General features: G+C 70.8%; 20 protein-coding genes. 7 read left to right on the top strand and 13 right to left on the bottom strand.

Features of this window, described 5'->3' with window-relative positions:
• Position 1 precedes the first annotated feature (1 nt).
• The 5 genes from afsQ1 (at position 2) to IE241_RS16885 (ending at position 3,881) form a co-directional block, all read left to right on the top strand.
• A complete protein-coding gene (afsQ1, locus tag IE241_RS16905) occupies positions 2-679 on the top strand; it encodes a two-component system response regulator AfsQ1 (protein ID WP_190022549.1) in 678 nt (225 codons plus the stop codon).
• Positions 577-2,289: an ATP-binding protein gene (locus IE241_RS16900; protein ID WP_444545149.1), complete on the top strand. Its 1,713-nt coding sequence runs from the start codon at positions 577-579 to the stop codon at positions 2,287-2,289. The genes afsQ1 and IE241_RS16900 overlap by 103 nt, the downstream gene beginning before the upstream one ends.
• Complete coding sequence (locus IE241_RS16895) at positions 2,286-2,867, top strand: hypothetical protein (protein WP_229899354.1); 582 nt, start codon at positions 2,286-2,288, stop codon at positions 2,865-2,867. Before IE241_RS16900 ends, IE241_RS16895 begins: the two co-directional genes overlap by 4 nt.
• A gap of 119 nt (positions 2,868-2,986) precedes the next feature.
• Complete coding sequence (locus IE241_RS16890) at positions 2,987-3,541, top strand: VanZ family protein (protein WP_373300702.1); 555 nt, start codon at positions 2,987-2,989, stop codon at positions 3,539-3,541.
• Positions 3,542-3,659: 118 nt separating this feature from the next.
• The gene (locus IE241_RS16885) at positions 3,660-3,881 is read left to right on the top strand and encodes a PspC domain-containing protein (protein WP_190022548.1); all 222 of its coding nucleotides are present in this window, start codon (positions 3,660-3,662) and stop codon (positions 3,879-3,881) included.
• 161 nt (positions 3,882-4,042) lie between these two features.
• On the opposite strand, the gene IE241_RS16880 is transcribed toward IE241_RS16885, so the two are convergent.
• Positions 4,043-4,468: a hypothetical protein gene (locus IE241_RS16880; protein ID WP_190022547.1), complete on the bottom strand. Its 426-nt coding sequence runs from the start codon at positions 4,466-4,468 to the stop codon at positions 4,043-4,045.
• 186 nt (positions 4,469-4,654) lie between these two features.
• Positions 4,655-5,770, bottom strand: coding sequence for an adenosine deaminase (locus IE241_RS16875; protein ID WP_190022546.1), 1,116 nt, complete (start codon positions 5,768-5,770; stop codon positions 4,655-4,657).
• Positions 5,771-5,873: 103 nt separating this feature from the next.
• On the opposite strand from IE241_RS16875, the gene IE241_RS16870 reads away from it, so the two are divergent.
• Positions 5,874-6,692: an alpha/beta hydrolase gene (locus IE241_RS16870; protein WP_229899352.1), complete on the top strand. Its 819-nt coding sequence runs from the start codon at positions 5,874-5,876 to the stop codon at positions 6,690-6,692.
• A gap of 75 nt (positions 6,693-6,767) precedes the next feature.
• Here IE241_RS16870 and IE241_RS16865 read toward each other — a convergent pair whose 3' ends face one another.
• Entirely contained in the window at positions 6,768-7,781 is a 1,014-nt protein-coding gene (locus tag IE241_RS16865; RefSeq protein ID WP_373300701.1) for a LysR family transcriptional regulator, read from the bottom strand.
• A 35-nt stretch (positions 7,782-7,816) separates the two neighbouring features.
• Here IE241_RS16865 and IE241_RS16860 point away from each other — a divergent pair, with 35 nt between their 5' ends.
• Positions 7,817-9,124: an MFS transporter gene (locus tag IE241_RS16860; protein ID WP_190022544.1), complete on the top strand. Its 1,308-nt coding sequence runs from the start codon at positions 7,817-7,819 to the stop codon at positions 9,122-9,124.
• Between the two features lie 88 nt (positions 9,125-9,212).
• Here the strand turns inward: IE241_RS16860 and IE241_RS16855 are convergent, their stop codons facing one another.
• The 10 genes from IE241_RS16855 to IE241_RS16810 form a co-directional block, all read right to left on the bottom strand.
• The gene (locus IE241_RS16855; protein ID WP_190022543.1) at positions 9,213-9,434 is read right to left on the bottom strand and encodes a type II toxin-antitoxin system HicA family toxin; all 222 of its coding nucleotides are present in this window, start codon (positions 9,432-9,434) and stop codon (positions 9,213-9,215) included.
• A complete protein-coding gene (locus IE241_RS16850) occupies positions 9,431-9,646 on the bottom strand; it encodes a type II toxin-antitoxin system HicB family antitoxin (RefSeq protein WP_190022542.1) in 216 nt (71 codons plus the stop codon). The genes IE241_RS16855 and IE241_RS16850 overlap by 4 nt, the downstream gene beginning before the upstream one ends.
• A gap of 144 nt (positions 9,647-9,790) precedes the next feature.
• Positions 9,791-10,642, bottom strand: a complete 852-nt coding sequence (locus IE241_RS16845) for a hypothetical protein (RefSeq protein ID WP_190022541.1) — start codon at positions 10,640-10,642, stop codon at positions 9,791-9,793.
• 11 nt (positions 10,643-10,653) lie between these two features.
• A complete protein-coding gene (locus tag IE241_RS16840; protein ID WP_190022540.1) occupies positions 10,654-11,217 on the bottom strand; it encodes a papain-like cysteine protease family protein in 564 nt (187 codons plus the stop codon).
• A gap of 233 nt (positions 11,218-11,450) precedes the next feature.
• Positions 11,451-12,734, bottom strand: a complete 1,284-nt coding sequence (locus IE241_RS16835; RefSeq protein ID WP_190022539.1) for a thymidine phosphorylase — start codon at positions 12,732-12,734, stop codon at positions 11,451-11,453.
• A 95-nt stretch (positions 12,735-12,829) separates the two neighbouring features.
• Positions 12,830-13,225: a cytidine deaminase gene (locus IE241_RS16830; RefSeq protein ID WP_190022538.1), complete on the bottom strand. Its 396-nt coding sequence runs from the start codon at positions 13,223-13,225 to the stop codon at positions 12,830-12,832.
• Entirely contained in the window at positions 13,222-14,508 is a 1,287-nt protein-coding gene (locus IE241_RS16825) for an ABC transporter permease (RefSeq protein ID WP_190022537.1), read from the bottom strand. The genes IE241_RS16830 and IE241_RS16825 overlap by 4 nt, the downstream gene beginning before the upstream one ends.
• Positions 14,505-15,611, bottom strand: a complete 1,107-nt coding sequence (locus tag IE241_RS16820; protein ID WP_190022536.1) for an ABC transporter permease — start codon at positions 15,609-15,611, stop codon at positions 14,505-14,507. The genes IE241_RS16825 and IE241_RS16820 overlap by 4 nt, the downstream gene beginning before the upstream one ends.
• Entirely contained in the window at positions 15,608-17,272 is a 1,665-nt protein-coding gene (locus IE241_RS16815; RefSeq protein ID WP_190022598.1) for an ABC transporter ATP-binding protein, read from the bottom strand. The genes IE241_RS16820 and IE241_RS16815 overlap by 4 nt, the downstream gene beginning before the upstream one ends.
• A 266-nt stretch (positions 17,273-17,538) precedes the next feature.
• The gene (locus tag IE241_RS16810; protein WP_190022535.1) at positions 17,539-18,570 is read right to left on the bottom strand and encodes a BMP family lipoprotein; all 1,032 of its coding nucleotides are present in this window, start codon (positions 18,568-18,570) and stop codon (positions 17,539-17,541) included.
• Between the last annotated feature and the right edge of the window lie 106 nt (positions 18,571-18,676).

Here is an 18,676-nt window from a genome sequence, read left to right as displayed (position 1 = left end):
CGTGCCTTCCCTGTTGCTGATCGAGGACGACGACGCCATCCGCACGGCTCTGGAGTTCTCCCTGTCCCGCCAAGGTCACCGCGTGATGACCGCGGCGACGGGCGAGGACGGCCTGAAACTGCTGCGCGAGCAGCGGCCGGATCTGATCGTGCTGGATGTGATGCTGCCCGGTATCGACGGTTTCGAGGTGTGCCGGCGGATCCGCCGCACCGACCAGCTGCCGATCATCCTGCTCACCGCGCGCAGCGACGACATCGACGTGGTGGTGGGCCTGGAGTCCGGCGCCGACGACTATGTGGTCAAGCCCGTGCAGGGCCGGGTGCTGGACGCCCGGATCCGTGCGGTGCTGCGCCGCGGCGAGCGCGAGACCAACGACTCGGCCGCATTCGGCTCGCTGGTCATCGACCGCTCCGCGATGACGGTCACCAAGAACGGCGAGGAGCTCCAGCTCACGCCGACCGAGCTGCGGCTGCTGCTGGAGCTCAGCCGCCGGCCCGGCCAGGCCCTCTCCCGCCAGCAGCTGCTGCGGCTGGTCTGGGAACACGACTACCTCGGCGACTCCCGGCTGGTCGACGCCTGTGTGCAGCGGCTGCGGGCCAAGGTCGAGGACGTCCCGTCGTCCCCGACCCTGATCCGCACCGTGCGCGGCGTCGGCTACCGCCTGGACGCCCCGCAGTGACCGGACGCGTACGACGCTGGGCGGCCGCCCGTAACGTGATGAAGCTCAGCCTGCGCTGGATAAGCCTGCGGCTGCGGCTGATGCTCGTCTTCGCCCTGGTCGCCCTGGCCGCAGCCGTCTCCGCGTCCGCCATCGCCTACTGGCTCAACCGCGACGCGGTGCTCACCCGCACCCAGGACGCGGCCCTCGACGACTTCCGCAAGTCCCTGCAGGACAACACCGGCACGCTGCCGCTCGGGCCGACCTGCCAGGAGCTGCAGGCGGCGGCCGAGCGGATGGCGGCCACGTCGCAGAAGTACGAGGTGCTGCTGATCGACAGCGGCGAGGGCGGCCGGGCCTGCGCCGCGCCCTCCGACCGCGATCTGTTCTCGCTCAAGGTCGTGCCGAAGTCCCTGCAGGCGGCCGTGGGCCGCGAGCGGCGTGTGGACGACTCCAACCGGTACGCGTACCACCTGTACTGGCAGCGCATCACGCTGGACGGCAAGCCGTATCTGGTGGGCGGCGCGAAGGTGATCGGCGGCGGCCCGACGGGCTATCTGCTGAAGTCCCTGGAGAACGAGCGCGAAGACCTCAATTCGCTGGCCTGGTCGCTGGGCATCGCCACGGGCCTGGCGCTGATCGGCTCGGCGCTGCTCGCGCAGGCCGCCGCGTCGACCGTGCTGCGGCCCGTGCAGCGGCTCGGCGACGCCGCCCGCAGGCTCGGCGAGGGCAAGCTGGACACCCGGCTGCGCGTGTCGGGCACGGACGAGCTGGCGGACCTGTCGCGCACCTTCAACAAGACCGCGGAGTCGCTGGAGAAGCGCGTCGAGGAGCTCAGCGCCCGGGAGGCGGCCAGCCGCCGCTTCGTCGCCGACATGTCGCACGAGCTGCGGACCCCGCTCACGGCGATCACGGCCGTGACGGAGGTGCTGGAGGACGAGGCGGACAACCTCGACCCGATGATCGCCCCGGCGGTGCAGCTCGTGGTGAGCGAGACCCGCAGGCTGAACGACCTGGTGGAGAATCTGATGGAGGTCACCCGCTTCGACGCGGGCACGGCCCGGCTCGTGCTGGACGACGTCGACGTCGCCGACCAGGTCACCGCCTGCATCGACGCCCGCGCCTGGCTGGACGCCGTCGAGCTGGACGCCGAGCGCGGCATCGTGGCCCGGCTCGACCCGCGGCGCCTGGACGTCATCCTGGCCAACCTCATCGGCAACGCCCTCAAGCACGGCGGCTCGCCGGTGCGCGTCTCGGTGCGCACCGAGGACGACGCCCTGCGCATCGACGTACGCGACCACGGCCCCGGCATCCCCGAGGACGTGCTGCCGCACGTCTTCGACCGCTTCTACAAGGCGAGCGCGTCCCGGCCGCGGTCGGAGGGCAGCGGCCTCGGCCTGTCCATCGCCCTGGAGAACGCCCACATCCACGGCGGCGAGATCACCGCGGCCAACTCCCCCGAGGGCGGCGCGGTCTTCACCCTGACCCTGCCGCGGGACGTCTCGGGCCTGGAGGAGCAGCCGGCCGGGGAGCGGGACGGCGCGGACGGGACGGCGGACGGGAAGAACGCGAAGAGCGCAAAGACCTCGAAGAGCGGAAAGACCGGGAAGAACGGGAAGGGCGGGCAGTGAGAAAGACCCTGCGCAGCACCGCCCTGGCCCTCGCCCTGCTGGGCTCGGCCACGGCGTGCGGCATCCGCGGCACCGCCGTGCCGGTGGACGCGGGCGGCGCGCCCTCGCGTGCCTCGTGCGTCGTACGGCCCGAGCCCGCCATCCCCTCGGGCGCCGCGACCGTGACCGTCCAGCTGGAGTGCACCTCTCAGCTGGTGCCCGTCACGCGTGCGGTGGCCGAGACCTCCGAGGACAGCGTGGCCGTCGCCCGTGTGCTGCTGGAGGAGCTGCGCAAGGCGCCCTCGAACGAGGAGGCCGGGGCGGGGATGTCCACGGCCGTGCCGCAGCGGCTGACCGTCGCCGGGCCCAGGCCCGGCGACCCCGCAGGGACGCTGCGGCTCGCCCGGGAGCCGGGCGAGCTCCCGCAGGTCGGCCTGGCCCAGCTCGTGTGCACATACGCCGGGACGGCCGCGGCCGACGGCAAGCGGTCGGTGATCCTCGGCGGGCCGTCCGGAGAGCGCCCCAAGAGCTACGCCTGCACCGACGAGCTCAGGGTGCACCCCGACAGCGCGGACATCACGGGAACCCCCGTCTCCTAGGGCCACGGCGGGCCCACGGGCTCCGCATTCACCGGTGACGCTCCGTGTCCGCGCTCCGTCGCCACTCTCCGTCGCCGTCGGCCGGAACCGTGCGACCGGCGCACCGCGTCATGTGGGGCGTGCAGGGTCATGGTTACGGCGGCGCGCCCGCCCTCCGATACCGCTACCGCGTCGCGGGCTGCGTGTTGCTCTTCGCCCATCTGCTGGCGGTGGTGTGGCTCGCCCTGCGCCCGCTGACGGTGCCCTGGGTGTCCGCCGCGCACCTGGAGCCGCTGGCCACGATCCGTGCCGACCTCGCCCTCGGGCCGTGGGAGGCCACGCGGGCCATAGGGGCCGGGGTGCTGCCGCTGGCCCCGCTGGGGGTGCTGCTGCCCTGGGCCAGGGGCCGGCTGGCGGCGTCGTCGCTGGGCTCGCTGACCCGCACCGTCTTCACCAGCGCGATGGTGTCGCTGGCGCTGCAGGTGGTGCAGAGCGGTGTCGTGGGCCAGGTGCTGGACGTGGATGCGCTGCTGCTGAACGTGACGGGGGTGGCGGCCGTGCACCTGGCCGTCGTCCCTGCGGTGAGGGCCCGTCTCCGTCGCAGGAGTGAGGGACCGCGGCCGGAGCCCATACGACGGGAGGAGACCCCTCAGGGTGTCACCCCTACGATCCCCAGGGTCGGGATCGCCCCGTAGGCCGACGTTCCGGCCGGGCCCGCGGACATAACGTGGAGTCATCGGGAAGCCGACGGGAGAGACGGGAAAAACGTTCCCGCGCCGTATCGGTCCCCCGTTGAGACGAGGAGTCGCCGTCATGTCCGCCAAGCTGGTCCGTCCCCGCAACCACAGGATGATCGCCGGGGTGTGCGCCGGTCTGGCCGAGCGCTTCGGAATGTCCCGCACGACGATGCGGGTGATCTTCCTGCTCTCGTGCCTGCTGCCCGGCCCGCAGTTCCTGCTCTACATCGCGCTGTGGATCCTGCTGCCCTCGGAGAACGCGCACCAGGGCCACGGCGGGGCCGCGCACTCCTGGTAGGAATTCCCGGTAGGGGTTCCCGGCATGACCGGTAGGAATTCCCGGTAAGCGTCCCTGATAAAAGCTTCCTGTATGCAAAACGGCGGACCGTCTCCCGGACATCGGTTCCGGGAGACGGCCCGCCGTCGTACGGCTCCTGCGAGCGGGACGGCTCGCGGGGATCAGCCGATGCCGTTGATGGGCAGGCTGCCGAGCGGCAGCCCGGACAGCGGGGCCAGCAGGCCGCCGTTGCCCTTGTTCTCGGTCGGCAGGGCGGTGGTCGTGGCCGGGGCGGCCTTGGTCGCGCTCTTCGGCGCGAGGTCCTGCGTCGGGAGCTGCGGCGCCACGGCCCGGTCCACGGCCTGGGCCGGGGCCGTCAGCACACCGCTCTGGATCGCGCGGTCCGCCGCGGAGACGACCGGCCCGCCCGCGGGGGCGACCTGGGCGACCTGCTGGATGGGCAGTCCCGCCGTCGTGGTGCGGGCGGTGGTCGTGAGCGATTCGACGGCACCGGCGCTGCCGGCCGCCTGCGCGCTCCCCGCCGCGGCGGCGGCGAAGGCGACTCCGAGGGCGGCGGCACCGAGAGTCCTGAAGGTTCCGAGCTTCATCTGAATTCTGTCCTCGCGACGGGGGATTCTTGAGCGGCACTGAAACCTAGCCGCGACTTCCCGGCCGCCGCAATCAGTGACACGGCCGGGACCCGAAAGTCCCGGCCGTTGCACGGTATTCCCCGCGGATTCACCGTCCGTTGCGGCCGGTGAAAACTTCGCTGGTCAGAAAGGGCCCGTACGGGCCTACTGGAAGAGCCATTCCGACTTGAGCTCGGCGTAACCCGGCTTGATCACGTCGTTGATCATGGCCAGACGTTCATCGAATGGGATGAATGCGGACTTCATCGCGTTGACGGTGAACCACTGCATGTCGTCCAGCGTGTAGCCGAAGGCCTTCACCAGGTGCTCGAATTCCCGGCTCATGCTGGTGCCGCTCATCAGGCGATTATCGGTGTTGATGGTCGCCCGGAAATGCAGTTTACGGAGCAGTCCGACCGGGTGCTCTTCGTACGAGCTGGCCGCGCCGGTCTGCAGGTTCGAGGTGGGGCACATCTCCAGCGGAATGCGCTTGTCCCGGACGTAGGAGGCGAGCCGGCCCAGCTTGACCTTGCCGTCCTCGCCGATCTCGATGTCGTCGATGATGCGGACGCCGTGACCGAGGCGGTCCGCGCCGCACCACTGCAGCGCCTGCCAGATCGACGGCAGGCCGAACGCCTCACCCGCGTGGATGGTGAAGTGGTTGTTCTCGCGCTTGAGGTACTCGAACGCATCCAGGTGACGGGTGGGAGGGAAGCCCGCCTCGGCGCCCGCGATGTCGAAGCCGACGACGCCGGAGTCGCGGTAGCGGTTGGCGAGTTCGGCGATCTCCAGGGCGCGGGCGGCGTGCCGCATGGCGGTCAGCATCGCCCCCACGCGGATGCGGTGGCCGCTCGCCTTCGCGCGGCGCTCGCCCTCGCGGAAGCCCTCGTTGACGGCCTCCACGACCTCTTCGAGGGTGAGGCCCGCCTCCAGGTGCTGCTCCGGTGCGTAGCGCACCTCGGCATAGACGACGCCGTCCTCGGCCAGGTCCTCGGCGCACTCCGCGGCGACCCGGACGAGGGCGTCACGGGTCTGCATCACGGCGCAGGTGTGCGCGAAGGTCTCCAGGTAGCGCTCCAGCGAGCCGGAGTCGGCCGCCTCGCGGAACCAGACGCCCAGCTTGTCCGCGTCGGTCTCCGGAAGACCGGTGTAGCCCGTCTCACGGGCGAGGTCCACGATCGTGCCCGGGCGCAGTCCGCCGTCCAGGTGATCGTGCAGCAGGACCTTGGGGGCGCGACGGATCTGTTCGGGGTTCGGTTGGGAGATGGTCTCGGTCGTCATTTCGGCACTCTAGCCCCTACGCGCGTAGATATCGGCGAACGATACGGAACGGTGACCCGTCGGCGGGGTGGACACCACCGGTCCTTCTGCCATCGTTTCTGCCATGGCTCAGCAAGCGTTGCCTCAGCGGGACCCGGAAGGAACGCACGGACGGCCCAATCCCCCGCGGGAGAAGCGGGATACGGCGCCGCCCACGGCGCGGCTGGGGAAGCCGCTCGGTGCCGGGCGCACGGTGCACGGCGTGGTGCTGCTGCTCCCCGGCGGCCGCGCCGAGGGCACCGGGAAGCCCTCCGCGCTGACCCTCGCGGCGCAGCGGCCGCTGGCCCGCCGGCTGGCCCGGGCGAGCACGGAGGAGGGGCTGGTCACGCACGTCGTCCACTACCGGCGGCGCGGGTGGAACGGTTCGGCGGCCGACCCGGTGCGGGATGCGGAGTGGGCGGCGGACGAGGTGGTGCGGCGCTACGGCGACGTGCCGGTCTGCCTGATCGGCACCGGCATGGGCGGCCGGGCCGCGCTCCTCGCCGCGGGGCATCCGGCGGTGACCTCGGTCCTGGCGATCGCCCCCTGGCTGCCGGAACCGGCGCTCCTCCCGGAGCCCGATCCGGTACGGCAGCTGTGCGGGCGGCGCGTGCTGATCGTCCACGGCACCAACGACGAGCGCACGGACCCGGACCTGTCGTTCCGCCTCGCCCAGCGGGCGAAGAAGGTCAACCGCGACGTGTGCCGCTTCGAGGTCCACTCGGACGGGCACGGCCTGCGGCAGCACCGCGCGGAAGTCCAGGCCCTGGCGGCCGACTTCGTCCGCGGCGCCCTCTTCGGCCACCACTTCGCCCGCCCGGTCGCGGACGCCCTGGCGGCTCCGCCGCCGCTGGGCCTGCGCATGCCGCTCGCCTCCGGCTTCGGGGCGAGTCTGGGGTATTGAGGGCGGTTCGGCACCGCGGGTCCGCTTCGCGGGGCCATGCGTGTTCGGCACCGCCGGTCCGGGGGCGGTCGCGGATCAGCGGGGCAGCAGTTGCCCCCTGCGCGACAGCAGGAACCGTTTGAACGCCGCCACCGGCGGCGTGTCGGGGTGGCCGTCCAGCCACGCCACCCCGATCTCGCGGAACGCGCGCGGCGCCGTGACCGTCAGTTCGGCGACGCCGGGCCGCGGGACGGCCGGCGGGGGCAGGAGGGCCACTCCGAGGCCCGCGGCCACAAGGCCGCGGAGCGTCTCCGCCTCCTCGCCCTCGAAGGCGATCTTCGGGGTGAACCCGGCCTCCGCGCACACGGCGTCGGTGATGCGCCGCAGCCCGTACCCCGGTTCGAGGGTGACGAAGAGCTCGGAGGCGGCCTCCGCGAGGCGGATGCGCTTGCGGGAGGCGAGGGGGTGGTCGTCGGGGACGACGAGGCGCAGCTTCTGCTCGTCCAGGCGGCGGGAGACGAGGTCCGGCGCGTCGGGCACGGGCGAGGTGAGGCACAGGTCGAGCTCGCCGTCGCGCAGCCGCTGCAGCATGGACTCGCCGTAGTTCTGCACGAGCTGGAAGCGGACGCGCGGATGGTCGGCGCGGAAGGCGCGGATGAGCTCGGGTACGGTCTCGGAGCCGAGGGTGTGCAGGAAGCCGAAGGCGACCTTGCCGGCGGCGGGGTCGGCGTCCGCCCGTACGGATTCCGCGGCGCGGTCGACCTCGGACAGGGCGCGCTCGCAGGTGGCGAGGAAGGTGCGGCCGGCCGCGGTCAGGGAGACGGTGCGCCCGTGGCGGGCGAACAGGGCGACGCCCAGGTCGTCTTCGAGGCGGGCCATCGAGCGGCTGAGCGTGGACTGCGGCATGCCGAGCTGCTGCGCGGCGCGCGTGACGTGCTCGTGCCGGGCGACGGCGACGAACTGCGCGAGCCGCGGCGTGAGGGCGACCGCCCACGAATCGGCCTCGACATCGGCTGTTACGGGGATGTCTTTTTCGTTGCCGGCCGGTGACAAGGACCGCCGTGACCTGTACTCATGCAACACAGGATCGATTATCGCCATTCTGTGCATTGGACGCATCAGCCCAGGCTGCCTACGGTTTTGGCATGCCTCCTGCCGATACCGGGGCATCCAGCGTCATCGTGCGCTCGGGTGCCTCTGCTCTGTCGTCCCTTCACTTCACTCACTCGACCGACGATGACACCCGGCTGGATCCGGGCGGCCCCGGCTACCGCCGGATGAGCTTCGCCCTCTTCGCCGCGGGCATCGCCACCTTCGCCCTCCTCTACTCCACGCAGGCACTGCTGCCGGCCATCTCCGCCGGCCTCGGAGTGACGGCCGATCAGGCCAGCTGGACGGTCTCCGCCGCGACGGGCGGGCTCGCCCTCGCGGTCATCCCGCTCAGCGCCCTCTCCGAGCGCTTCGGGCGCCGCACGATGATGACCGCCTCGCTGTGTGTGGCCGCGTTCGTGGCCCTGCTCGTGCCGCTCGCGCCGAGCCTGGGCTGGCTGGTCGCGCTGCGCGCGGTGCAGGGCGCGGCGCTGGCCGGGGTACCGGCGTCGGCGATGGCCTACCTCGCGGAGGAGGTCCGGCCGAAGGCGCTGGTCGGCGCGATCGGTCTGTTCGTGGCGGGCAACAGCATCGGCGGCATGACCGGCCGCATCCTCGCGGGCTGGGTGGCCCAGGCGTGGGGCTGGCGGGCGGGCCTGGCCGCGGTGGGTGCGCTCGCGGTGGTGTGCGCGGTGACGTTCCGGGTGATGATCCCGAAGGCGCGGCACTTCAAGCCGGCGGCGGTCTCGGCCCGCGGCCTGGCCCGGACGGTGGGCGGGCACCTCTCCGACCCGCTGCTGCGCCGCCTGTACGCGATCGGCGCGCTGTTCATGACGGTCTTCGGCGCGGTCTACACCGTGATCGGCTACCGGCTGGCGGAGGCGCCCTTCTCCCTCCCGCAGGGCGTCGTGGGCTCGATCTTCCTGATCTACCTGGTCGGTACGGCGTCGTCGGCCGCGGCCGGCAAGCTGGTCGGCCGGCTGGGCCGCCGCGGGGCGCTCTACCTGGCGGTGGGCACGACGACGCTGGGCCTGCTGCTGTCGCTGTCGTCGTCGCTGCTCGCGGTCCTGGCGGGCCTGGTCCTCATCACGGCGGGCTTCTTCGCGGGCCACGCGGTGGCGTCGTCCTCGGTGAGCCGCGCCGCGAAGACGGGCCGCGCCCAGGCGTCGGCCCTCTACCAGACGGCGTACTACCTGGGCTCGTCGGTCGGCGGCACGCTCGGCGCGCTCGCCTTCGGCGCGGGGGGCTGGGACGGCACGGTGGTGCTGGGCCTGCTGGCGATGGTGGGCGCGGCGTCGATCACGCTGTACGCGACGCGGCGGGCGCTCGTGGAACGCCGCCGCGAGGCGGCCGTCCGGGCGTAGCCCGGCGGCCGTACGGACCCGGAGGGGCCGTTTCCCCGCCACCTGTCCTGGCGGGGAAACGGCCCCTTTCGTCATCTGAGCCAACCCGCTACAGGTGATCCAGCAACTTGTCGATGTTCCAGTCGGCCTGCCGGAGGATGGAACGCAGAGTGCCCGGCGCAAGGTCGGGGTGCAGTGGCACGATCACCGTACGGTCACCGGCGCGGTACTCGGCATGACTGCCTCGTGTGGAGACATGCTCGAACCCGCCTCGCCCAAGTGCCTTCGCGATCTGCATGCCCGAGAGCCCGCGCGGCAGGGCCGGGGTCATGCGACCCGGACCTCGACCGGAGCGGTGATGACATCGTGCACTTCGGGCACCGGCTCGTCCTCGAAGAAGAGCTCAAGCGCCTCGCGCAGATTGTCCAGCGCTTCCTCGATCGTTTCGCCTTGGCTTGTCACCTCGACATCGAGGCAACGGGCCACGTACCAGTCGTCCTCATGCGTGACGGCCGCCGTGAGGCGGAGAGCGCGCTGCGTCATGCCCGCAGTCTGACACGGGATATACGGGGTCGACATGACAACGGTTCCGCTCACTCCATCGGGTCATCAGACAAGGTGCACACGAAACGGAGCCGGCGGAAGTCCGCCGGCCCCGTTCACCCGTACGAGTAGGTCACCCGGCGATCACATCGCCCGGCGGCGGCGCCGGAGGGCGAAGGTGCCGCCCGCCAGGGCGAGCGCCGCGGTGGAGCCGCCGATGATCAGCGGGGCCGGGGACGAGGCGTCGTGGGCCGGGGCGGTGGGCCGGAAGCCGCTGGAGAAGCCCTTCGTGTCGTACTCCGAGCCCGGCTGCTTGTCGGCGTAGCGGCCCTTCACCAGGTTCTGGTAGTCGGCCAGGGACACCGACGTGCGGCCGTCGAGGCCGGCCTTGGCCGCGTCGTTGAGGGGCTCGACGGTGCCGTCGAGCTTCAGCTGGTACCAGGCGTGGAGCTGCGGTTCGGAGAACACCGTGGCCCCCAGGGCCCCCTTGGTGGGGTAGGTGCCGTCGCTGTCGCTCTCGCGCACGCCGGCCAGGTGCCATCCGCCGCCCTGGGTGGCGGCCAGCAGGACGGTCGCGCTGCGCCCGCTGCCGCTGTCGGGGCTGACCGGGGAGACCACGTAGGCGATCCGGAGCGCTTCGGCGAGGACAGGTCTGGCCGTGCCGGCGGCGAAGGCCGGGGTGATCTCGTTCAGCGCGGCCGGGAGCTTGACGGTGAAGGACGGCACGCCCTCGCACGGGTCGGTCCGGGCGGGGATCGTCTGGGCTCCGCGGGGGCCGCCGTCCGGCAGCGGCACGCTGAGGAACCGGCAGACGGCGTTGTGGGTGGCCTGCGACCTCACCGCGTCCAGGGCCGCCTGGTAGTCGGGGATGTCGACGGGGGCGGGGGCGGCGAGGGCCGGCCCGGTCGCCGCGGTCAGCAGCGCCGACGCGCCCAGGGCCAGGCCGAGGGAGAGGCGAGCGGCCTTGCGTGTGCGGGGCTTTCCGGTGTCACGCATGATGCTCCTCCTCAGCCCGTGATCTTCTCGCGGCTGTGCGTCCACTTGAACGAGCTGTTGCTGACGTAGTCGGCGTACTTCCACCACGTGTACGTCTGGGTGTCCGGCCACGGGTCGCCGACGCCGATGGTGTTGTCCGACTCGTCGTAGCCGTAGACGACGTTCATGTGGCCGCCGCCGGACGTCCACCCGATGCGCACGCCCATGGGCCGGCCGGCGTTGACCTCGTTGGAGACCTCGTTGAACGACAGCGAGCTGCTCACTCCCGTACCGGTGTTGCTGAAGCCCATGCGCCCCCAGGCGCCCGCCATGTCGCCGAGCGTGGCCGGCTGGTTGGCGCAGCTGACGCCGGTCGCGGCATGGGCGAGGTCGCAGAACTGGGTCTGGGTGTAGTTGTAGCCCCAGTACGCGGCGATGGTGTTGCCCGAGGCGTCCCAGCACCACTGGGTCTTTTCCTGCTTCTGCATGTTGATGTCGTCGTAGGCGCCTGCCTGAGCCGTTCCGGCGGCGGCCACGAGGAGCCCCGCTGCGGTCAGCGCGAGGGCCGATACGACGGTGAGCCTGTTTCTGCTCATCTTCCCTTCCTTTCCGAGGAGTTGACTGTTCGGCGGTTCGGGCGGTCAGACGTTCAGATATTCGGCACATGTTTTACGGCGACGCGTTCAGGACACTGCCGCGCGTCAACCTCAACCAGGGGTGGCGCAAGAACTTCACTCGGACGAGTGGCGCGCCTGGGATATCCGGGGTGGGATAAAAAGAAAAGCCCCCGCCGAAGCGGGGGCTTTTCTCAGTACCGGCGTGACGGCACTTACGCGATGCGGTCCAGCACGATCGGGTTCGCCGTGAAGTCCGTGCCCGCCGGGGCGATCTCGACGCCGCCGTCCAGCGCGGCCAGCGCGTAGTCGAACTTCTCCGGGGTGTCCGTGTGGAGGGTCATCAGGGGCTGGCCCTCGGTGACCTTCTCGCCCGGCTTGGCGTGCATCTCGATGCCCGCACCGAACTGCACCGGGTCCTCCTTGCGGGCGCGGCCCGCGCCGAGGCGCCAGGCGGAGACGCCGACGGCGTAGGCGTCCAGCTTGGTGAGGACGCCGGAGGCGGTCGCCTTCACGACGTGCTGCTCGCGGGCCACCGGCAGCGTCGCGTCCGGGTCGCCGCCCTGGGCCTGGATCATGCGGCGCCAGTGGTCCATGGCGGTGCCGTCGCGCAGGGCCTTGGCCGGGTCGGCGTCCTTGATGCCGGCCGCGTCGAGCATCTCGCGGGCCAGGGCGATGGTCAGCTCGACGACGTCCGCCGGGCCGCCGCCCGCGAGGACCTCGACCGACTCGCGGACCTCAAGGGCGTTGCCCGCGGTGAGGCCGAGCGGGGTGGACATGTCCGTCAGGAGGGCCACGGTCTTGACGCCGTGGTCCGTGCCCAGGCCCACCATCGTGGAGGCGAGCTCGCGCGCGTCCTCGATGTTCTTCATGAAGGCGCCGGAGCCGACCTTCACGTCCAGGACGAGCGAGCCCGTGCCCTCGGCGATCTTCTTCGACATGATGGAGGACGCGATCAGCGGGATCGCCTCGACCGTGCCGGTCACGTCGCGCAGGGCGTAGAGCTTCTTGTCGGCAGGGGCCAGGCCGTCGCCCGCGGCGCAGATGACGGAGCCGACGTTGCGCAGGACGTCCATCATCTCGTCGTTCGAGAGCAGGGCGCGCCAGCCCGGGATGGACTCCAGCTTGTCGAGCGTGCCGCCCGTGTGGCCGAGGCCGCGGCCGGACAGCTGCGGGACGGCCGCGCCGCAGGCCGCGACGAGGGGGGCCAGCGGCAGCGTGATCTTGTCGCCGACGCCACCCGTGGAGTGCTTGTCCGAGGTCGGCACGGGCAGGGACGAGAAGTCCATGCGCTCGCCGGACTTGATCATCGCGGCGGTCCAGCGGGCGATCTCGGCCCGGTCCATGCCGTTGAGCAGGATGGCCATCGCGAGCGCGGACATCTGCTCGTCGGCGACCTCGCCGCGGGTGTACGCGTCGATGACCCAGTCGATCTGCTCGTCGGTCAGACGGGCGCGGTCGCGCTTGGCGCGGATCACGGAAATGGCGTCCATCAGCACATTTTCCTTAAGTTCGTAGTCCTCAGGTCTTCCCGGGGCCGGAAAGTGACCCGGAGGGGTTGCATCGGCAACCCCTCCGGCGCTTGGGGACATCTTTAACGATTCAGGTCAGCAGGCCCAAACGCATCCGGCAGGAGTTCCGCCAGCGGGCGGATGCCGGTGGTCGTGTCCACGGCCAGCTCGGGGCCGCCGTGCTCCCACAGGAGCTGGCGGCAGCGCCCGCAGGGCATGAGGACGTTGCCGTGCCGGTCGCAGCAGGTGAAGGCCACGAGCCGGCCGCCGCCCGTGGCGAACAGCTCGGAGACCAGCCCGCACTCGGCGCACAGGGCGACGCCGTAGGCCGCGTTCTCCACGTTGCAGCCGGTCACGGTGCGGCCGTCGTCCACGAGGGCCGCCGCGCCGACGGGGAAGTCGGAGTACGGGGCGTAGGCCCGGGACATCGCGTCCCGGGCCTGCCCGCGCAGCTCCTCCCAGTTGGGGGAAGAGGTCACTTTCCTTGGCCCTTCCGGTAGGGCTTGCCGTTCGCCTTGGGCATTCGCAGGCGCTGCGAGGACACCGACAGGACGAGCAGCGTCGCCAGGTAGGGAGTCGCGACGACGAGCTCCAGCGGCACGGTGTCGGTCGTGACGTACCAGACGACCAGCAGGGCGCCGATCACACCGGCGATGACCGCGGCCTGCACCTTGCCGGCCTTGAGCCGCCACGCGGCGAAGCCGATCAGCAGCACGGCCAGGAGCAGCAGCAGCGCGTGGACGGTCGGGCCGCCGGCGCGCAGCTGGAGGCTGTCCATGAAGCCGAACAGGCCGGCGCTCATGGCCACGCCGCCCGGCCGCCAGTTGCCGGAGATCATGGTCGCGAGACCGATGTAACCGCGGCCGGCGGTCTGGCCGTCGGAGTACATGTGCGTGCCGATGGCGAGGAACGCGCCGCCGAGGCCCGCGAGGGCGCCGGAGACGACCACGGCCGCGTACTTGTACGTGTAGACGTTGACGCCGAGGGACTCGGCGGCCACCGGGCTCTCACCGCACGAGCGCAGACGCAGGCCGAAGGCCGAGCGCCACAGCACGTAGAAGGTGAGGACGAAGAGCAGACCGGCGACGATCGTCAGCCACGAGACGCCGGTGGTCAGGCCGCGGACCATGCCGGCGACGTCGGAGACGACGAACCAGTGGTGCTTCTCGATGTCGCCGAGCCAGCCGGACAGGCCGGGGACGGAGAAGTCCGGCATGTTGTCCATGACGGGCGACTGCTTGTCGTTGCCGCCCGCCTGCTGGGCCGCGCTGCCCTCCGCGCCGAACCACAGCTTGGCGAGGTACTGCGTGACACCGAGCGCCAGGATGTTCATGGCCACGCCGGAGATGATCTGGTCGACGCCGAAGGTGACCGTGGCGACGGCGTGCACGAGGCCGCCGAGGGCGCCGCCGATGACGCCGGCGAGCGCCGCGGCCCAGGGGCCGTGCTGCCAGCCGATCCAGCCGGCACAGAAGGTGCCGAGCATCATCATGCCTTCGAGGCCGATGTTGACGACGCCCGCGCGCTCGGACCACAGACCGGCCAGACCGGCGAGGCCGATCGGCACGGCGGCGGCGAGGGCGGAGCCGTACTGACCGGAGGAGGTCAGGTCATGGGCGCCCGTGATCGCCCGCAGGGCGGAGAGCAGGAGCACGGCGCCCGCGATGATCAGCAGGACGACGGGGTAGGAGAGCTTGCGCCGTCCGGGCTTGTTCTTGCCGCTGAGTGCGTTGGAGACCGCGGCGGTGAAGGTCGTACTCACGCGGAAACCTCCGCCTTGTCGCTCTTACGGGCCTGGGCGGCGAGCTCCTCGCCGACCTTGCGCTGCTGCATCTTGAGGCCGTACCGGCGCACGATCTCGTAGGCGATGACGACGCACAGGACGATGACGCCCTGCATCACGCCGACGACCTCCTGGGCGTAGCCCTCGAACTCCAGCTGGGTGCTGGTGCGGTCGAGGAAGCCCCAGAGCAGCGCACCGGCCACCATGCCGATGGGGTGGTTACGGCCCAGGAGCGCGATGGCGATACCGGTGAAGCCGATGCCGGTGGGGAAGTCGGTGCCGTAGTTGTACGAGACGCCGAGCAGGGTCGGCATGCCGACGAGGCCGGCCATGGCGCCCGAGAGCAGCATGGCGGTGATCACCATGCGCTTGACGCTCACGCCGGAGGCGTGGGCGGCGGACTCGGACTGGCCCACGGTGCGCAGGTCGAAGCCGAAGCGGGTGCGGCCGAGCACGAACCAGTAGGCGATGCCGGCCAGCGCCGCGACGACCACGAAGCCGTAGATCGGCTTGGGCGTGGTCGGGATCTCGAAGAAGTGCGCGGCGTCGGGCAGGTAGGGCGTGTGGACCAGGTTGCCCTCCTTCTCCGCGAGACGGCCGTCCTTCAGGAAGTAGGCGATGACCGAGGCGCCGATGGCGTTCAGCATGATCGTGCTGATCACCTCGCTGACGCCCCGGGTCGTCTTCAGCAGACCGGCGATGCCCGCCCAGAGGGCGCCCACCAGCATCGCGACGATGATGATGATCGGGATCTGGATGATGCCGGGGAGCGTGAGCGCACCACCGACGACGGCGGCGAAGAAGGCCGCGATGCGGTACTGGCCGTCGACGCCGATGTTGAAGAGGTTCATCCGGAAGCCGATGGCGACGGCCAGCGCGGACAGGTAGTACGGGGTGGCCTTGTTGATGATCCAGACCTGGCTGTCGCTCTTCGAGCCGTAGTCGACCATCACCTCGAAGGCGTGGAACGGGTCCTTGCCGGTGGCGGCGATGATGATCGAGGTGAGCACCAGGGCGGCCACGATGGCCAGGACCGGGGCGGCGAAGCCCAGGATCACCTTGTTCTTGTCGAACTTCTTCACTTCTCGTCACCCTCCCCCGCGGCCTCGTCGGTGGCGTTCTCTTCAGCGGTCTCTTCAGCGGCCTCTTCGCCGCCGGTGGCGGTCTCTTCGCCGTCCTCGGTGTGCTCGAGGTGGCCGGTTGCGGCGCCGGTCATGGCCGAGCCCAACTCCTCCGGGGTGATCGTGGCGGGGTCGGCGTCGGCGACCAGGCGGCCGCGGAACATCACCCGCAGGGTGTCGGAGAGCCCGATCAGCTCGTCCAGGTCGGCGGAGATCAGCAGCACCGCCAGGCCCTCGTGGCGCGCCTCGCGGATCTGGTCCCAGATCTGCGCCTGCGCACCGACGTCCACGCCCCGCGTGGGGTGCGCGGCGATGAGCAGCTTGGGCGCGTGGCTCATCTCGCGGCCGACGATCAGCTTCTGCTGGTTGCCGCCGGACAGGGAGGCCGCGGTGACCTCGATGCCGGGCGTGCGCACGTCGTACTCGCGCACGATGCGCTCGGTGTCGGTGCGGGCGGCCTTGTTGTCGAGGACGCCGCGCTTGCTGTTGGGCTTCTCGGTGACGTGGCCGAGGATGCGGTTCTCCCACAGCGGGGCTTCCAGCAGCAGGCCGTGGCGGTGGCGGTCCTCGGGGACGTAGCCGATGCCGCTCTCGCGCCGCTTGCGCGTCGCCACGTGGCTGATGTCGGCGCCGTCCAGGGTGATCGTGCCCCCGTCGGGGTCGCGCATGCCCATGATGGCCTCGACGAGCTCGGCCTGGCCGTTGCCCTCCACACCGGCGATGCCCAGGACCTCGCCCTTGTGGATGGTCAGGGAGATGCCGTCGAGGACCGCGCGGACCACGCCGTCGGGGTCGGTCGCCGACAGGTGCAGGCCGTCCACCTTCAGCATCTCGACGTCGGTGACCGTCGACTCGCGGGTCTCCGGCGAGGGCAGCTCGCTGCCGACCATCAGCTCGGCGAGCTGCTTGGGGGTGGTCTCGCTGGGGACCGCGGTGCCGACGGTGGTGCCGCGGCGGATGACGGTGATGTCGTCCGCGACGGAGAGCACCTCGCCGAGCTTGTGCGAGATGAAGATGACCGTGAGGCCCTCGGACTTGAGCTCGCGCAGGTTGTCGAACAGCGCGTCGACCTCCTGCGGGACGAGGACGGCGGTCGGCTCGTCGAGGATCAGCGTGCGGGCGCCGCGGTAGAGGACCTTGAGGATCTCCACGCGCTGGCGGTCGGCGACGCCGAGGTCCTCCACGAGGACGTCGGGGCGCACGCCCAGGCCGTACGCGTCGGAGATCTCCTTGATCTTCGCGCGGGCCTTGCCGCCGATGCCGTGCAGCTTCTCGGCGCCCAGGACGACGTTCTCCAGGACGGTGAGGTTGTCGGCGAGCATGAAGTGCTGGTGCACCATGCCGATGCCGCGCGCGATGGCATCGCTCGGGCTGTGCAGGGTGACCTGCTCGCCGTCGAGCGTGATGGTGCCCTCGTCCGGCTTCTGCATGCCGTAGAGGATCTTCATCAGGGTGGACTTGCCCGCGCCGTTCTCGCCGCAGAGGGCGTGGACGGTGCCGCGGCGGACCGTGAGGCGGATGTCGTGGTTGGCCACGACACCGGGGAACCGCTTGGTGATGCCCTCGAGTTCTACTGCGGGGGCCTGCGTACCTTCGGCTTCGGTACTGGTGGACGCTTTGATGGCGCACTCTCCTCGGGGAAGGGAGCGGGAGGAAGAAGAGGAACCGCCCGGGCGGGGACCGGGATGAGCTCCGTGGGGCGGGGGCGACGCTACACGCGTTAACGGGACGCTACGCGCGTAGCGTTGGCCGCAGTGCCCCCGGCCGAGGGCCGGGGGCGTGTCTACGGGCCCGGTGGAGAGGTCCTCTCTCCGCCGGGCCCGCGGCCTTGCGGTCCGGCCGGTCGCGGGGACCGGCCGGGCTGGTGCCGGTCAGGACCGGCACCGGGTCACGGGGTGGTCTTGACCTGGACCTTGCCGTCGACGATGCTCTTCTTCGCTTCCTCGATCTTGGCCTTGATGTCGTCGATGAAGCCGCCCGAGGTGGCCAGCGAGACGCCGCCGTCCTTGAGCAGGTACGGGTGCGTGCCGGTCAGCGGCTTGCCGTCCTTGACGCTCTTGATCATGTCGAAGACCGCGACGTCCACGTTCTTCACGACCGAGGTGAGGATGTGGTCCTTGTACTTGGCCAGACCCGGCTGCTGGTACTGGTCGGAGTCGACACCGATGGCCCAGGCGTCCTTCTTGCCGGAGACGGCCTCGATGGAGCCGTTGCCGGAGAGGCCGGCCGCCGTGTAGATCACGTCGATGTCACGGTCGAGCATGCCCTTGGCCTTGTCCTTGGCGGCCGCCGGGTCGTTGAAGCCCTTGTCGCTGCTGCCGAGGTACTCGGAGGTGACCTCGATCTTCGGGTTCGTGGCCTTCGCGCCCTGCTCGAAGCCCGCCTGGAACTTCTTGATCAGCTCGTTGTCCACGCCGCCGATGAAGCCGACCTTGTTGGTCTTGGACTTCAGGGCCGCGGCGACACCCGCGAGGTAGGAGCCCTCGTGCTCACCGAAGGTGATGCTGTCGACGTTCGGACCCTGAACGACCGAGTCGACAATCGCGAAGTTGGTCTTCGGGAAGTCCTTGGCGACCTTCTCGATCGACTTCGCGTAGTTGAAGCCCACGCCGATGACCGGGTTGTAACCCGCGTCGGCGAGGGAGCTGAGGCGCTGCTCGCGCTCGGCCTCGGTCTCGCCGTTCTTGGCGGTCATCATCTTGCCCTTGACGCCCAGCTCCTTCTCGGCCTTGTCCAGGCCACGAGCAGCGGACTCGTTGAAGGAGTGGTCGTCACGACCACCGACGTCGAAGGCGAGACCGACACCCTTGCTGCTGCTGCCGCCACCGGATTCGGTGGAGGACTCACCACAGGCGGTGAGGGTGAACGCGAGAGCTGCGGTGGTGATACCCGCGGCAGTGATTGTGGATACCCGGCGCACGAGGGGCCCCTTCACTCGAAGCGCCTCCATTGGCGCTGGACGCCGGAATCGTAACGCGCGTAGATGGACTGAAAAGGGGTACATCAAAGCCGTTATCGGATCGTCG

It is taken from the genome of Streptomyces hiroshimensis (assembly GCF_014650335.1).
Lineage (GTDB): Bacteria > Actinomycetota > Actinomycetes > Streptomycetales > Streptomycetaceae > Streptomyces > Streptomyces hiroshimensis.
Note: the sequence above shows the minus strand (reverse complement) of the source record. Positions and strands in the feature narration are given on the sequence as shown.

What these genes read in the sequence shown, in the direction of transcription:
- IE241_RS16885 (WP_190022548.1), top strand. Translation starts at nt 3,660, where the DNA reads ATGTCCGCCAAGCTGGTCCGTCCCCGCAACCACAGGATGATCGCCGGG.
- IE241_RS16880 (WP_190022547.1), bottom strand. Translation starts at nt 4,468, where the DNA reads ATGAAGCTCGGAACCTTCAGGACTCTCGGTGCCGCCGCCCTCGGAGTC.
- IE241_RS16875 (WP_190022546.1), bottom strand. Translation starts at nt 5,770, where the DNA reads ATGACGACCGAGACCATCTCCCAACCGAACCCCGAACAGATCCGTCGC.
- IE241_RS16870 (WP_229899352.1), top strand. Translation starts at nt 5,874, where the DNA reads ATGGCTCAGCAAGCGTTGCCTCAGCGGGACCCGGAAGGAACGCACGGA.
- IE241_RS16865 (WP_373300701.1), bottom strand. Translation starts at nt 7,781, where the DNA reads ATGCACAGAATGGCGATAATCGATCCTGTGTTGCATGAGTACAGGTCA.
- IE241_RS16860 (WP_190022544.1), top strand. Translation starts at nt 7,817, where the DNA reads ATGCCTCCTGCCGATACCGGGGCATCCAGCGTCATCGTGCGCTCGGGT.
- IE241_RS16855 (WP_190022543.1), bottom strand. Translation starts at nt 9,434, where the DNA reads ATGACCCCGGCCCTGCCGCGCGGGCTCTCGGGCATGCAGATCGCGAAG.
- IE241_RS16850 (WP_190022542.1), bottom strand. Translation starts at nt 9,646, where the DNA reads ATGACGCAGCGCGCTCTCCGCCTCACGGCGGCCGTCACGCATGAGGAC.
- IE241_RS16845 (WP_190022541.1), bottom strand. Translation starts at nt 10,642, where the DNA reads ATGCGTGACACCGGAAAGCCCCGCACACGCAAGGCCGCTCGCCTCTCC.
- IE241_RS16840 (WP_190022540.1), bottom strand. Translation starts at nt 11,217, where the DNA reads ATGAGCAGAAACAGGCTCACCGTCGTATCGGCCCTCGCGCTGACCGCA.